Annotated in this window: 20 protein-coding genes and 1 pseudogene; 7 read left to right on the top strand and 14 right to left on the bottom strand. The window is 67.4% G+C overall.

Annotated features, from left to right (window positions below; translation table 11 throughout):
- The first annotated feature begins 426 nt into the window (after positions 1 to 426).
- Positions 427 to 1,521, top strand: coding sequence for an SRPBCC family protein (locus ACTOWJ_RS01885; protein ID WP_441332873.1), 1,095 nt, complete (start codon positions 427 to 429; stop codon positions 1,519 to 1,521).
- Here ACTOWJ_RS01885 and ACTOWJ_RS01880 read toward each other — a convergent pair.
- Entirely contained in the window at positions 1,491 to 1,703 is a 213-nt protein-coding gene (locus ACTOWJ_RS01880; RefSeq protein ID WP_441332872.1) for a hypothetical protein, read from the bottom strand. The two genes, ACTOWJ_RS01885 and ACTOWJ_RS01880, sit on opposite strands and share 31 nt — an antisense overlap.
- Here ACTOWJ_RS01880 and ACTOWJ_RS01875 point away from each other — a divergent pair.
- From ACTOWJ_RS01875 to ACTOWJ_RS01865, 3 genes are read left to right on the top strand one after another with little or no spacing between them, the layout of a single operon-like run.
- Positions 1,702 to 2,100, top strand: a complete 399-nt coding sequence (locus ACTOWJ_RS01875) for a DUF423 domain-containing protein (protein WP_441332871.1) — start codon at positions 1,702 to 1,704, stop codon at positions 2,098 to 2,100. The genes ACTOWJ_RS01880 and ACTOWJ_RS01875 overlap by 2 nt on opposite strands.
- A gap of 1 nt (position 2,101) precedes the next feature.
- Positions 2,102 to 2,791 carry a DNA-3-methyladenine glycosylase family protein gene (locus ACTOWJ_RS01870; protein WP_441332870.1) on the top strand — a complete coding sequence of 230 codons (690 nt, stop codon included), beginning with the start codon at positions 2,102 to 2,104 and terminating at the stop codon, positions 2,789 to 2,791.
- A gap of 35 nt (positions 2,792 to 2,826) precedes the next feature.
- A complete protein-coding gene (locus tag ACTOWJ_RS01865; protein WP_441332869.1) occupies positions 2,827 to 2,937 on the top strand; it encodes a DUF6053 domain-containing protein in 111 nt (36 codons plus the stop codon).
- Between the two features lie 111 nt (positions 2,938 to 3,048).
- On the opposite strand, the gene ACTOWJ_RS01860 is transcribed toward ACTOWJ_RS01865, so the two are convergent.
- The 9 genes from ACTOWJ_RS01860 to ACTOWJ_RS01820 all read right to left on the bottom strand — a co-directional run bounded on the left by ACTOWJ_RS01860 (position 3,049) and on the right by ACTOWJ_RS01820 (position 9,159).
- Positions 3,049 to 4,554, bottom strand: coding sequence for an FAD-binding protein (locus ACTOWJ_RS01860; RefSeq protein ID WP_441332868.1), 1,506 nt, complete (start codon positions 4,552 to 4,554; stop codon positions 3,049 to 3,051).
- A 10-nt stretch (positions 4,555 to 4,564) separates the two neighbouring features.
- Positions 4,565 to 4,690, bottom strand: a complete 126-nt coding sequence (locus tag ACTOWJ_RS01855; protein ID WP_441332867.1) for a hypothetical protein — start codon at positions 4,688 to 4,690, stop codon at positions 4,565 to 4,567.
- 166 nt (positions 4,691 to 4,856) lie between these two features.
- Positions 4,857 to 5,222: a hypothetical protein gene (locus ACTOWJ_RS01850; protein WP_441332866.1), complete on the bottom strand. Its 366-nt coding sequence runs from the start codon at positions 5,220 to 5,222 to the stop codon at positions 4,857 to 4,859.
- Between the two features lie 55 nt (positions 5,223 to 5,277).
- The gene (locus ACTOWJ_RS01845; RefSeq protein ID WP_441332865.1) at positions 5,278 to 6,081 is read right to left on the bottom strand and encodes a M15 family metallopeptidase; all 804 of its coding nucleotides are present in this window, start codon (positions 6,079 to 6,081) and stop codon (positions 5,278 to 5,280) included.
- Positions 6,082 to 6,154: 73 nt separating this feature from the next.
- A complete protein-coding gene (locus ACTOWJ_RS01840; protein WP_441332864.1) occupies positions 6,155 to 6,334 on the bottom strand; it encodes a hypothetical protein in 180 nt (59 codons plus the stop codon).
- A complete protein-coding gene (locus tag ACTOWJ_RS01835; protein WP_441332863.1) occupies positions 6,331 to 6,513 on the bottom strand; it encodes an Arc family DNA binding domain-containing protein in 183 nt (60 codons plus the stop codon). The genes ACTOWJ_RS01840 and ACTOWJ_RS01835 overlap by 4 nt, the downstream gene beginning before the upstream one ends.
- A complete protein-coding gene (locus ACTOWJ_RS01830; RefSeq protein WP_441332862.1) occupies positions 6,510 to 6,899 on the bottom strand; it encodes a hypothetical protein in 390 nt (129 codons plus the stop codon). Before ACTOWJ_RS01830 ends, ACTOWJ_RS01835 begins: the two co-directional genes overlap by 4 nt.
- A gap of 10 nt (positions 6,900 to 6,909) precedes the next feature.
- On the bottom strand, positions 6,910 to 7,773 hold the full coding sequence (locus ACTOWJ_RS01825; protein WP_441332861.1) for an SPFH domain-containing protein: 864 nt from the start codon (positions 7,771 to 7,773) through the stop codon (positions 6,910 to 6,912).
- A 378-nt stretch (positions 7,774 to 8,151) separates the two neighbouring features.
- Positions 8,152 to 9,159, bottom strand: coding sequence for a hypothetical protein (locus tag ACTOWJ_RS01820; RefSeq protein ID WP_441332860.1), 1,008 nt, complete (start codon positions 9,157 to 9,159; stop codon positions 8,152 to 8,154).
- A gap of 102 nt (positions 9,160 to 9,261) precedes the next feature.
- On the opposite strand from ACTOWJ_RS01820, the gene purT reads away from it, so the two are divergent.
- The 3 genes from purT to ACTOWJ_RS01805 all read left to right on the top strand — a co-directional run bounded on the left by purT (position 9,262) and on the right by ACTOWJ_RS01805 (position 11,439).
- On the top strand, positions 9,262 to 10,476 hold the full coding sequence (purT, locus tag ACTOWJ_RS01815) for a formate-dependent phosphoribosylglycinamide formyltransferase (protein ID WP_441332859.1): 1,215 nt from the start codon (positions 9,262 to 9,264) through the stop codon (positions 10,474 to 10,476).
- Positions 10,477 to 10,529: 53 nt separating this feature from the next.
- Entirely contained in the window at positions 10,530 to 10,946 is a 417-nt protein-coding gene (locus ACTOWJ_RS01810) for a hypothetical protein (RefSeq protein WP_441332858.1), read from the top strand.
- 79 nt (positions 10,947 to 11,025) lie between these two features.
- The gene (locus tag ACTOWJ_RS01805; RefSeq protein ID WP_441332857.1) at positions 11,026 to 11,439 is read left to right on the top strand and encodes an ADP-ribosylation/crystallin J1; all 414 of its coding nucleotides are present in this window, start codon (positions 11,026 to 11,028) and stop codon (positions 11,437 to 11,439) included.
- A 23-nt stretch (positions 11,440 to 11,462) separates the two neighbouring features.
- Here ACTOWJ_RS01805 and ACTOWJ_RS01800 read toward each other — a convergent pair whose 3' ends face one another.
- From ACTOWJ_RS01800 to ACTOWJ_RS01785, 4 genes and pseudogenes are all read right to left on the bottom strand, one after another.
- The gene (locus ACTOWJ_RS01800; protein ID WP_441333073.1) at positions 11,463 to 11,573 is read right to left on the bottom strand and encodes a DUF6053 domain-containing protein; all 111 of its coding nucleotides are present in this window, start codon (positions 11,571 to 11,573) and stop codon (positions 11,463 to 11,465) included.
- Positions 11,574 to 11,737: 164 nt separating this feature from the next.
- Positions 11,738 to 11,812 (bottom strand): annotated as a pseudogene (locus tag ACTOWJ_RS01795) (DUF6053 domain-containing protein); the annotation flags it as partial.
- 134 nt (positions 11,813 to 11,946) lie between these two features.
- On the bottom strand, positions 11,947 to 12,294 hold the full coding sequence (locus ACTOWJ_RS01790) for a hypothetical protein (protein WP_441332856.1): 348 nt from the start codon (positions 12,292 to 12,294) through the stop codon (positions 11,947 to 11,949).
- Positions 12,291 to 12,521: a hypothetical protein gene (locus ACTOWJ_RS01785; RefSeq protein ID WP_441332855.1), complete on the bottom strand. Its 231-nt coding sequence runs from the start codon at positions 12,519 to 12,521 to the stop codon at positions 12,291 to 12,293. Before ACTOWJ_RS01785 ends, ACTOWJ_RS01790 begins: the two co-directional genes overlap by 4 nt.
- Between the last annotated feature and the right edge of the window lie 5 nt (positions 12,522 to 12,526).

Below are 12,526 nucleotides of genomic sequence, written 5' to 3'. Positions count from 1 at the left end.
CTGGCCGGCGTGCCCGGGGGATTCCCGGTAGGAGCGGCGCGAGCCGCGACCGCGAATTCGCGACAACGACGCCCGCAAGGGGTTGCGATACGACCGGCCGCCCCCGCGGTCGCGGCTCGCACCGCTCCTGCAGGGCGTTGCCCTGACTGCGCCGGCGCGCGCGACCGCCCGATCCGTCGCAATCGCGCGCGTCCGGCGCCGGCGGCGCTTGTCCGGATTTGCGCTTCGGCGTCGGCGTACGCGCGCCGATGCGCGCGCGAGCCGGTAAAAAGCCGTCAAGTTCAAAGCTTTTCGCAGCCAAACCCCGGCCGTGGGCGTTCCGGCGATTTTTCTTGGCTGTGACGGCTGCCCTTGCCGGGATTTATCTTGCTACGATTGTGGGTCTGCGCCCCTGGCCCGACCTGGGCCCGGCCCTGGAGAACCTGAATGACCCGTCTGATCGAGATTCTGATTTCCCTGGCGATCGTCGCCGCGCTATTCCTGATCGTCGGCATCGTTCTGCCGTCGAGCCGTCACCTGTCGCATTCGGTTGAGACCAACCGCAAGCTGACCATCGTGTTCGATACGTTGAACAGCCTGCGCCGTTTCAAGGAATGGAACCCGATCGTGCTGCGCGACCCCGCCATGGAGCTCAAGCTCGTCGGCAAGGATGAGGGCGTGGGCGCCCGCATCGAGTATTCCTCGCAGGAGCGCGGGCTGGGCAAGGGCAGCTGGGAAATCGTCAAGAGCGAGCCGGGCAAGTTGGTCGGCTACAAGATCAGCAACCCGGAACGCGGCGACAACAAGCGCTCGCAATTCAGCTTCAAGCCGACCGGCCGCAACAACCGCAACGTCGAAATCACCCAGACCTACGACGTCGACTACGGTTGGAACCTGCTCGGCCGCTACTCGGGCCTGTACGTCAGCAGCAACATCGGCGAAGACATGAAGATGGGCCTGGCCCGCCTGAGCAACCTGCTCGCGACGGTGCCCAACTACGACTATTCCAAGCTCTCCGAGACCGACGCGGCCAACGCGCCGAAGATCGCCGAGCGTCCGGCCGAGAACGTGCTCAGCGTGACCGCCGCGGTCGAGCGCAACAACGACAAGATCAAGGGCCAGATCCACTCCAACATGGAATGGATCAACAAGGTCATCGCCGCCAACGGTCTGCAGGCGGTCGGTCCGATCCGCATCGTGACCAACGAGTTCGGCTCGGACATCTACTCCTTCGATGTGGTCCAGGTCGTGCGCAAGGTCGGCGACACCAGCACGGGCGACGCGACCAAGCTCGACGTCAAGATCGAAGGCGCGGGCAACCCGGTCAAGGCCGAGCTGCTGCCGGCGACCAAGGTGGCCGTGGCGTCCAGCGGCGGCCACAACTTCGCCGCGCTGCCGCCGGTGCGCGACGCGGTCCGCGCCTGGGCGCTGACCCGCGGCTACACCACCACCGATCGCCCGTACGAGGCCTGGAAGGCCGGCATCGATCCGAGCTTCGATCCGACCCTGGGTCAGTTCGACGTGTACTGGCCGATCAAGTAACTCAGCGCAGCCATCGCGACGCCGCCGCTGCGGTGGCGTCGCCGGATCGAACAACGCGCCGCGGTTATCCGCGGCGCGTTTTTTTGTGTGCGCGGTTCGGCAAAGGCGCGCCGGGCGATCTTCGCGTCCGGCGCGGGCTGGTATCGTGAACGCTCCACGATCCAGCGGTGTCCCGTCCGCATGAACCTTCCAGCTTCCGATTCCCACACCGGTTACGTGCGTGCGCCTACGCCGTGGTCCTTGCGTGCGCTGATCGCAGCCGGCGCGCTGCTGGCCGCGCTCGCGGTGGCGTTGTCGGCGTACGCCGCGCACCTGGCCGATGCGCACTCGCAATCGCGCCTGCAGACCGCGGCGGTGTTCGCCTTCGGCCACGGCATCGCCTTGGCGGCGCTGGCGCCGCTGGCGCGACGCGCGCTGACCCGCATCGCGTTGTACGCGGCGCTGATCGGGGTGGCGGTGTTCTCCGGCGGGCTGGCGGCCGCGCATTTCTTCGCCGTCTCCACCGGCCTGCTGCCTTACGGCGGCAGCCTGATGATCCTGGCGTGGCTGGTCTACGCCGTCGACGCGCTGAGGCGTTGAGATGCCGCGTCATGTCCGCGGCTACGACGCGCCGGCCGCGTACGAATATCTGAGCAAGCGCGACCGCAAGCTCGCGGCGTGGATGAAGAAGGTCGACAAACTCGAGAACGGGCCGATCCCGACCGATCCGCGTTGGCGGCGGACCTTCGATCCGGTCGATGCGCTAGCGCGCGCGATCTTGTTCCAGCAGCTCAGCGGCAAGGCCGCATCGACCATCGTCGGCCGGGTCGAGACGGCGATCGACGGCCACCGCCTGCACCACGACACCCTGGGCCGCTGCGACGACGCGACGCTGCGCGGTTGCGGCGTGTCGGGCAACAAGCTGCTGGCGCTGCGCGATCTGGCCGCGCGCGAGTCGCGCGGCGAGATTCCCGATCTGCGGCGGATGGCGCACATGGACAACGAAGCGATCATCGCCGCGCTGGTGCCGATCCGCGGCATTGGCCGCTGGACGGTGGAAATGATGCTGATGTTCCGCCTGGGGCGCCCGGATATTTTGCCGGTCGACGATCTGGGCATTCGCAAGGGCGCCCAGCGCGTCGACAAGCTCGAAGCGATGCCGCCGCCGAAGGCGCTGGCCGACATCGGCGAACGCTGGGGGCCGTATCGCAGTTATGCGAGCCTGTATTTGTGGCGGATCGCGGACATCGCCGATGGGCCCAAGCCGAAGGTCAACCGGTCGCAGGATTGAGTCGCGGTCGTTGTGGGGCGGATGGCTAAGCTGCAGTGGAAGTTGCAAGCCGTTGCGCGCATGGCCGCGGCAGGATCGCGGACTGGGCGAAAAGCGTCGGGCCTGAAGGCCCTCCCACAAAAGACCTCGGGGCTTCATTGGGTTAGCGCACGAGTTTCGCAGCTTCGAAGTTTTTTGTGGGAGAGCCTTCAGGCCCGACGCTCTCGATTCCGATCGGCCGCGCAGCCCCAGCTACGTTGGCGACCGGCGGCCAGCGATCAACCCGGCAGATACTTGTCCCACATCCGATTGCGAAACCGCTTGTGCGGATCGACAGCCTGCTTCAACGCCGCGAATTCCTCCGCGCCCGGATAGCCGCGCAGAAACTGCTCGCGCGTGGCGTGCAGTCGATAGGGCAGGTAATGGCGGCCGCCGTGATCGAGCGCGATGTCGATCAGCCGCCGCGTCCATTGCCCGGCGACCGCGTCGGCGCGCTGACCGCTGCGTTGCTTGTGATAGAGCACGAAGGAGAACACCTCGGTCGGCGACCAGCTCAGCAGCGACTGGGTGTCGGGCGGCGCATGCCGGATCGATACGTTGAGCGCGTGCACTTCGTGATCGCGCAGCAGTTTTCCCATGGCCCGCGCGAACGCGTCGAAGGCCGGCACCGGGATGAAGTACTCCTGCAGCAGGTAGGTCGAGTAGCGGCGTGTGCTCGGTTCCAGCGAGGCGATGTCGAGGCTGGCTTCGCGATTGCGCCAGACCACTTCGCGCTCGCGCAGCAATTCCTCCACCGAGAATCGCTCGCGCAACCACGGCCCGGCCGGCAGTTCGGAAGCGCTCCAGATCAATTTGCGGTCGCGCCGGTAGTCGCCGTTGCGCGGCACCAGGCGCTCGCCGCGCGTGAGCGGTTCCTCGCAACGCGTCCAGGTGACCGCGACCGGCGCGTCGAAACGCGGCGGCAGCAAATCGGCGTTGTGCAGCACGCTGGCCGGATCGGCGAGCACGCGCTCGGCGAACCAGGCCGGATACTCGTCCAGCGCTACGCGTTCGGCGCGGCGGGCGATGCGGTGATTGGCGCTGAGATCGAACTCGGCTTCGCTGACCACGCCCAAGCCACCGTAGCCGCCGACCACGGCGCGGAACAGTTCGGGCCGATGTTCGCGGCTGAGTTCGTGCACCCGGCCTTCGCCGTCGACCAGTTGCAAGGCGCGTAAGCTGTGGATCAGGCTGCCCTTGCCGACGTAGCGGCCATGGCAGTTGACCGAGATCGAACCGCCGATGCTGAAGTTGCCGTAGCTCTGCATGATCGCCACCGCCAGTCCGTGCGGATCGATCCACCCCTGCAGATCGCGCCAGGACATGCCCGCCTGCACGCGCACGCGCCGGCGCACCGGATCCAGCGCGACCAGACGGTTGAGTCCGCGCATGTCCAGATGCAGCGAGCCGTCGCAGCCGATCTGCCCGCCCATGCTGCAGCGCGCGCCGCCTATGGAGACCGCGTCGCGGCTGCGGGCGAGAGCCTGCGCGACGGCAGCGACCGAGGTCGGGCGCAGGACGCTGCCTGCGCGGATCGCATCGATCCGGCTGATGTCGTCGATCCAGCGCTCGTCGCCGCCGGCGTGTTGTTCGCGGGTACAGGCGGTTGCGGCGAGCGTGCCCGAGGCGAGCAGTCCTTGCAGCACACGGCGGCGCGCGCGGTCGATGTCGCGGTCTTGCGGGTCGTGCGCGCGCCAAGCCGCGCATGCGGCTTCGTCGTTTGGGCGCGGGTCGCGGGCCGACACGATTCGCGCCTCAGGTCGTGGCGACGGGTTGAATGCGCGAGCCGGAAACGTCGCCGGTGGAGGCATCGTCGCGGGCGGTCGGAAAAGGAAGCGAAAACAACGTGGAGGTGGCCGGCCAGAACCAGGGCTTGCTCATGACAACTCCTTGAGCGGATCGAATTATCGAGGGTCTCGAACGATCCCGCCGACTCCCGGCGGTAGCCATTTGTAGCCTGCGCCAACCTAATGCGCGCTGAGCGGATCGCGTCGTCGCCGCAGTGCGCCGCCTCCCGCGTCGCGCCGGCGATCCGCGTGCGCCGTCGTCATTGCGCGGGCGGTACCGCGTCGATCGAGAAATACACCGCTTTGCCGTTGGCCCGCGCCAGGGCGACCATTTCGTCGGCGCCGGTGGAAGCCCCGCCGATGCGCAGGCAAGCGTCGCAATGGGCGACGAGGCGGCGCGAGATCGGGTGGAAGATTTCGTCGAATACCGTATCGCCGATGCCGGTGGAACCGGCGTGTTCGATCAGTGGCAGCGCATACCATTCGCCGAGCACGGGCAAATGGCCGGCGCGGAACAAGTCCAGCGCGGTGCGGGTCATCGCCGCGACGTTGGCGGCGATCCGTGCGGGGTCGTCGCCGGTGCCGGAGCGGTAGGGGCCGGCGACGAGGATCATCAAGCTGCTCAAGCAGTCGGTTCCTTAAGGAGGTGGCTCGGACGGCGAAGGCGTCGCCGCGGTTGACTCAGGCCGTCGCGAAGCGCCAATGCCACGGTTCGTAGACGATGCCGTAGGGATTGTCGCGCGGATAGCTCATGACGAAGCCGTAGCCGCCGGCGCGCTCGCGCAGCCATGCGAACGCGGCGGTGGCTTCGAAGGACTCTTCGGCCGGCGGCTCGCCGGGCGTGCCGATGTCCAGGGCCAGGCCGCTGTGGTGCTCGCTGTAGCCCGGCGCGGCGTTGACGGTGAGAATCTCGGCCACGCTTTGCCCGCGCGCGAGCTTGCGTTCGAAGATGCCCAGTTGGTAATCGTGGCTGCGGTAGCCGGAGATCGCGTCGAGCACGACGTCCTCGCGCAAGGCGGCGTCGCGCATATGGGTCCAGGCCCGCGCGGCGGCCGGATGCAGCCACAGCGGGCGGCGGAAACGGTCGAAGCCGGCCAGCGTCAGGCGGTCGGGTTCGGCGATCAGTTCCAGGCCGGTGCGCGATTGGTAGCCGGGCGCGTCCAGGCCGAGGCCGGCGAGCCGTTCTTCGAGTCGGTCCAGCGGCAACTGGCCGACCCGGACCAAGCCTTCGCGGCGGTATTCGACGATGCAGTCCAGCGCGTCGAGCGCCTGCTCGATGCCGTCCTCGTGCATCAACCGGTGCACCAGCGGCAGCAGGCCTTCGGGCAGGTCGGCGGCGAGGAAGCGGCCGTCGCGCTTGCGCCGCAGCACGTGCCGGGCTCGCGACAGCGCGCGCGCGTCGTGATTGCTGCGCGCGCGCAGCAGGCCGCCCGGCCACAGTTCGATCTGGGGCGTGTTGATCAGCAAGGTGCCGGGGCCGCGCATGGACGCAGGTTAGCCGCTGCGGCGGTCGCGTGCCAAGACATGCGGCCGCGCCGCGCGATGGCTAACGGATCGTTTATGCCGGCTGCTTGAAGTACAGGCGGGTGCCGAGAATGGCCGGGTCGTGTTCGACCGCGACCAACTCCCAGCCCTGCGCGCCGCGCAGATCGAGTTCGGCCTGGATGCGTTCGCGCATCGGCGCCTCGAACAGCTGATAGGTCAGTTCGGTGACGTGGTGTTTCCACTGCGGGCTCATGCGTCTTCCTCGGGCGTGGCGGGGTGCTCGCGCGGCAGCCGGCCGCTCTTGCGCAGGGCGTCGCGCAGCACATATTCGATCTGGGCGTTGAGCGAACGCAACTCGTCGTCGGCCCAGCGCTGCGCGGCGGCGAGCACCTCGGCGTTGATCCGCAGCGGGTAGGCTTTTTTCTCGCTCACCGGCGGCGCGTCCGCTCGTCGCGCGTTCCCTTCGCGTCGGGTGGAACGTCGCGATAGTCGCGCCGCGCCTTGGATGTGGCCAGCATCAACGCCACCGCCAGGCCGTTGACCACCACCAGCAGGGCGATGGTGACCCCGATCGTGCGGGTCTGGTCGCCGGCGGCCCAGTAGTAGCCTAGCGCGGACGACAACAGGGCGATGGCGACCATCGCCAGCAGCCGGCCCAGACGCGCCGCGGTGGCGGCCGGATCGCGCAGGCGCGAGGCGTCCAGTCCGTTGACCAGATGCAGATGGCCGCGCGCGACCAGCACCGCCGCGACCAGGATCGGCACCGCGCTGATCACCATCGCGCCGGGCAGGATGAAATCGTTGAGGGTCGTGGTCATGCGCGCGCCCTCAGTACAAGGTGCCGGCGTTGACGATCGGCTGGGCGCTGCGGTCGCCGCACAACACCACCAGCAGATTGCTCACCATCTGCGCCTTGCGCTCTTCGTCCAACTGCACCACGCCGTTCTTCTGCAGCTCGGCCAGGGCCATTTCGACCATGCCGACCGCGCCGGCGACGATGCGCGTGCGCGCGGCGATCACTGCGTTGGCCTGCTGGCGCTGCAGCATGGCGTGGGCGATCTCGGCGGCGTAGGCCAGGTGGCTGATGCGCGCGTCGACCACGTTGACGCCGGCATCGGCCAGGCGATCCTGCAGTTCCTGCTTGAGGTGCAGCGAAATCTCGCTGGCGTGGCTGCGCAGCGAGAGCTGGCCGTCTTCGTGCTGGTCGTAGGGATAGCTGGTGGCCATCGCGCGCAGCGCCGATTCGGACTGGATGTGGACGAAGGTTTCGTAGTCGTCGACGTTGTAGACCGCCTCGGCCGAATCGACCACCTGCCAGACGATCACCGCGGCGATCTCGATCGGGCTGCCGTCGAGCTCGTTGACCTTGAGCTTGCCGCTTTCGAAATTGCGCACGCGCTGGCTGACTTTGCGCTTGGCGTACAGCGGGTTGTTCCAACGCAGACCGTTTTCCTTGACCGTGCCTACGTACTTGCCGAACAGGCTCAGCACCGCGGCTTGGTTGGGCTCGATCTTGTACAGGCCGGACAGGACGAAGAACACGCCCGCCCCGAGCAACACCGACAGCACGACGCCCAGAGCGTGGCCGCTGTCGAGGCCGCCGAAGAATCCGAAGGCGGCCAGGGCCCCGGCGGCGAGGCTGCCGAGCAGGACCGGGATGCCGGAAAGGGATTGGGTGGGGTTCTCTTTCATGGCCGCGTCTCGTTGTTGGTCTGAGATATTGATATCAGATTGATATCAAATTTGCGCGACCGTTCGTCGGTAACGGGGGCTGTGGGGTGGCGCTTGGAAAAGCGGGCCCTGGTTGGAGGAGGGGGTTTTTATGGGAGAGGCTTCAGCCCCGACGCGTTTCGGTCCGAACCGAAGGGCCGAGCTGAGCTGATCGAAAAGCGTCGGGGCTAAAGCCCCTCCCACAAAAGGCCTCGTCAGCCGCGATGGCTTTTGTGGGAGGGCCTAGGCCCGACGCTCTTCGATCCGGTAGCGATGAGCTGAGCCAAAAGCGCGAGAGCTAAAGCCCCTCCCACAAAAGGCCTCGTAAGGCACGGTAAAACCGCCCCGAGCCCCGAGTACCTACGGCGCGATCCGATACAACGGCGCCGGAATGAACTCGCCGGTCGCATACAGGCTGCGGCCATCGGCGGCCCAGCCCAGCGCTTCGGCCTGCGGCAGCCAGGGCAGGTCGCTGACCCGCGGTGAGGCCGCCACCGCCTGCGCCCAGCTCTGGCCCGGGCGGCGCGGGTACAGCAGCACATAGCGGTAGGTCATCACCGCCAGGGTGTTGCCGTCGGGCGAAATATCGGCTGCGGTGACCTGGCCCTGCAGCCGCGCCCGGGTCGGGTTGGATTTGCGCAGTTCCGCGTCGGCTTGCGGAATCCCCGACAGCTCGCCGAGCTTGGTCGCGGTCTGCAGGGCGTTGCCGGCCGGCATCAGCGGCAGCGAGAACAGTTCCGGCGGTTGCCGCTTCTTGGAAATCAGCAGCACCCGCTTGCGCGCCACGTCGACCGCCACCGCCTCGCAATCGCGCGCGCCGTCGGGCCAGCGGAAGGCGATCGACCAGGCCGGCTTGAGCCGCGCGTTCTCGATCTTGTCGGGTTCTTCGATCACGTGCAGTTGCAGGCTGCGGCGCAGCCCGCCGTTGTCGCCGGTGTCGGCGATCAGCAGATAAGAGCGGCCATCGAGCTCGAAGGCGGCGATGTCTTCCCAGTCGGTCTTGGTCACGCCCTCGATGCGCAGGGTCGCCAGGCGGTCGCCCTGGTTGGAGACCGCGAACAGCCGCTCGGGATTGCCGCCGTCGTCGTGCATCCACAGCACGTCCGGGTGCCGGCGCGACGCGGCCAGGCCGCTGATTTCCGACAACTGCGGGTCCAGCAGCATTCCGCTGAGCTGGCTGGTGCCGGGCTCGGGCGGGCCGGACCGGCGCGAACAGGAGACCACTACCCCACCGCCGAGCAACGCCGCCGCCAGGGCCGCGATCGCCAATACCCGCCAACGCCACGGCCGTTGCGCGCGCGCGGCGGGCACGGTCTCGGGAGCGGTCGAGGCGGCACTGGAACCGTGCCGAACGGGGGAGGCGGGCATGCTTACAGCATCGCATGCGGGCCATTCCCGCCATAGTCCGCGGCCTGGGACCGGCGCGGGAAAGTTAGACTAGGCTCATCCCCACGCTTCGAGGTTGCCGCTATGACCACGCTCGGTACGCCGTTGTCCCCGCACGCTTTTCGCGTGCTTCTGCTCGGTTCGGGCGAACTGGGCAAGGAGGTGGCGATCGAGCTGCAGCGCTTCGGCGTGGAGGTGATCGCCGCCGACCGTTACGCCGACGCGCCGGCGATGCAGGTCGCCCATCGCAGCCATGTGCTCGACATGCTCGACGGCCAGGCCGTGCGCGCGTTGATCGCGGCCGAGCGGCCGAACCTGATCGTGCCGGAGATCGAGGCCATCCACACCCAGACCCTGGTCGAGCTGGAGCGCGAATTCGCCGAGCGCGGCACCGATACGAGGCCCGCTTCTACCAGGATCATCCCGACCGCGCGCGCCGCGCGCCTGACCATGGACCGCGAAGGCATCCGCCGTCTCGCCGCCGAAACGCTGAAACTGCCGACCTCGCCGTATCGCTTCGTCGACAGCGTCGAGGACTACCGCAACGCGGTGGCCGAACTCGGTCTGCCGTGCGTGATCAAGCCGGTGATGTCGTCCTCGGGAAAAGGCCAAAGCCTGGTGCGCAATCCCGGCGACATCGACAAGGCCTGGGACTACGCCCAGACCGGCGGCCGCGCCGGCGCCGGCCGGGTCATCGTCGAGGGCTTCATCGACTTCGATTACGAAATCACGCTGCTGACCGTGCGCCACGCCGCGGGCACGACCTTCTGCGCGCCCATCGGCCATCTGCAACGCGACGGAGACTACCGCGAGAGCTGGCAGCCGCAACCGATGAACCCGGTCGCGCTGGCGCGCGCGCAGGAAATCGCGCGCATCATCACCGACGATCTGGGCGGCTTGGGCGTGTTCGGCGTCGAACTGTTCGTCAAGGGCGATGAGGTCTGGTTCAGCGAGGTCTCGCCGCGCCCGCACGACACCGGTCTGGTCACCCTGATTTCGCAAGACTTGAGCGAATTCGCCCTGCATGCGCGCGCGATCCTCGGCCTGCCGATTCCGACCATCCGCGAACACGGCGCTTCGGCTTCGTGCGCGGTGCTGGCGCAGGGCCACGGCGTGCCGGTGTTCTCCGGCGTCGATACCGCGCTGGGCCAGGTCGACACTCAACTGCGTTTGTTCGGCAAGCCGCGCGTGGAAGGCCATCGCCGCGTCGCGGTGACCCTGGCCCTGGGCGCGGATGTCGAGGACGCCCGCGCCAAGGCGCGCGAAGCGGCCGCGCAATTGCGGATCGAGTTGCGCTGATCGCGGCCCGACCGCCGCCCCCGTAACCAGCACCCGTCCTGATCGGAGCGATGATGAACGATACACAGGGGTACGCCGTTTTCTTCTTCCCGCAAGCGCTGGAGGTGCTCGGCGAAGCGATTCGTCCCTATCTGCTCGACGGTCCGGCCGGCGCGCACGTGCTGTGCAAGGAGATCGACACCGGCGGCGCGTTCATCGAAATGACCCTGGAAGGCCGCACTTCCGACGGACGCGATCTGTCGCTGGAACTGATGGTGCCCGGCAGTATGGTGCGGATGATCGTTTCGGCGCACGGCGAGGGCTCGTTCGGTTTCGGACCGCGTATCGCGCGCGCCGCGCCGAGCGTGGCGGCCAAGACCGCTGTCGCGCCGCCGCCGGCCGCGCCGGTGGTTGCGCCGATAGTCGCGCCCGAGCCGGCTCCGGCACCCGCGGCGCCGGAGCCGGCGATCGCGCAGAAGAAGCCCGATTGAGAAGAAGCCTGATTGATCTGCCGACGATTCGCCCGGTCGCGCATGCGGACGGGCGGGGCCGATCGGCGATCGTCCGTCGATGGATCGCGGATGGGCGCCGGCCCGGCCGGCGCCCATAGGGACCAGTGAAGTGCAAACGGACCCGGACACCATCACCCTGTACCGCCCGGTCGGGCCGATCGAACTCGCGCTGCTGCGCGACAGCGGCTTCAAACGCTGGCCGCCGCGACTGCCCGATCAACCGATCTTCTATCCGGTCACCAACGAACGCTACGCCGCCGAAATCGCCGAGCGCTGGAACGTCAAGGACAGCGGCTACGGCGCGGTCACCCGCTTTCAGGTGCATGCCGGATACATGGCCCGCTATCGGATCCACAAGGTCGGCGGCGCCCACCACACCGAGTGGTGGGTGCCGGCGGAAGAGTTGGAAGCATTGAACGATCAGATCGTGGGGCTCATCGAAGTGATCCGCGAGTTCCGCGCGGAGCCATGAGCCCCGCCGAGGCTTGTCTTCGCTCAAGCGCAAGCCGCGAAGCCTTTTGTGGGAGGGCCTTCAGGCCCGACGCTTTTCGATCCGATCGCGATGATCTGAGCCAAGAGCGTCGGGGGCTGAAGCCCCTCCCACAAAAGACTTCGCAAGTAGATAGGTCTTTTGTGGAAGGGGTGCTAGGTTCTATGGATGGCTTCAGGCCCGACGCTTTCCGCCCCGACACGGCGATTTTAGCCAAGAGCGCCAACGCTAAAATCTCTCTCACAAGTTTCGCGCAAACTGCGAAGTCTTTTGTGGGCGGGCCTTCAGGCCCGACGCTTTCCGATCCGATCGCGATGATCTGAGCCAAGAGCGTCGGGGCTGAAGCCCCTCCCACAAAAGACTTCGCAAGTAGACAGGTCTTTTGTGGAAGGGGTGCTGGGTTCTATGGAGGGCTTCAGGCCCGACGCTTCCCGATCCGATGCACACGACTAAAAATGCAGGCATCGACGCGGCCACGGCGAGGCGCCATCAGTCGACAGGGCAGCCGTCGCCGAGCCATGCTTGCAGACACTCGCCGACGGCGACGAAATCCTCCTCGCTCATGACGCCGTGCCCGACCACGAACACAGTCGGCGGCTCGAGCGCGCCATGGACCATGATCGCGCGGCCGCCGCCGTCGTCGCCGATGGTCACATAGCCCGGGCAGTAGGTCTGGGTTTGGTAAGTCTGGTTGCGTTCGACGATATCCTCGGCGGCGTAGAAGCGGACGCGGCCGATTTCGAGGTCGCCCTGCGTAGCGATCATAGTGCGCAAGGCTTCGGCGATCGCCGCGCCGTACCATCGCTCGATCTCGCCGAAGCGCTCATTCGTATTCAAAGGGCTGGCTCCGGTTTCTGTTCCGGCGTCGCGAAATGCGCGGTCACCGCGGCGACGATCTTGCCGATGTCGTGCGCATAGAACCCCGACGAGTTGAAAGTGTTGAACTCGATCACCTTGATTTCCTGCACGCGCGCACCCGCGTCTTCGGCGGCGGTCCACACGCGACGGATCTGGTCTTCAGCGATGAAGTTGGTCTGGATGGCCCAGGTGCCGGGCATGGTCATTCCTT

Source organism: Lysobacter sp. CA199 (assembly GCF_052078715.1).
Taxonomy (GTDB): Bacteria; Pseudomonadota; Gammaproteobacteria; order Xanthomonadales; family Xanthomonadaceae; genus Lysobacter.
Note: the sequence above shows the minus strand (reverse complement) of the source record. Positions and strands in the feature narration are given on the sequence as shown.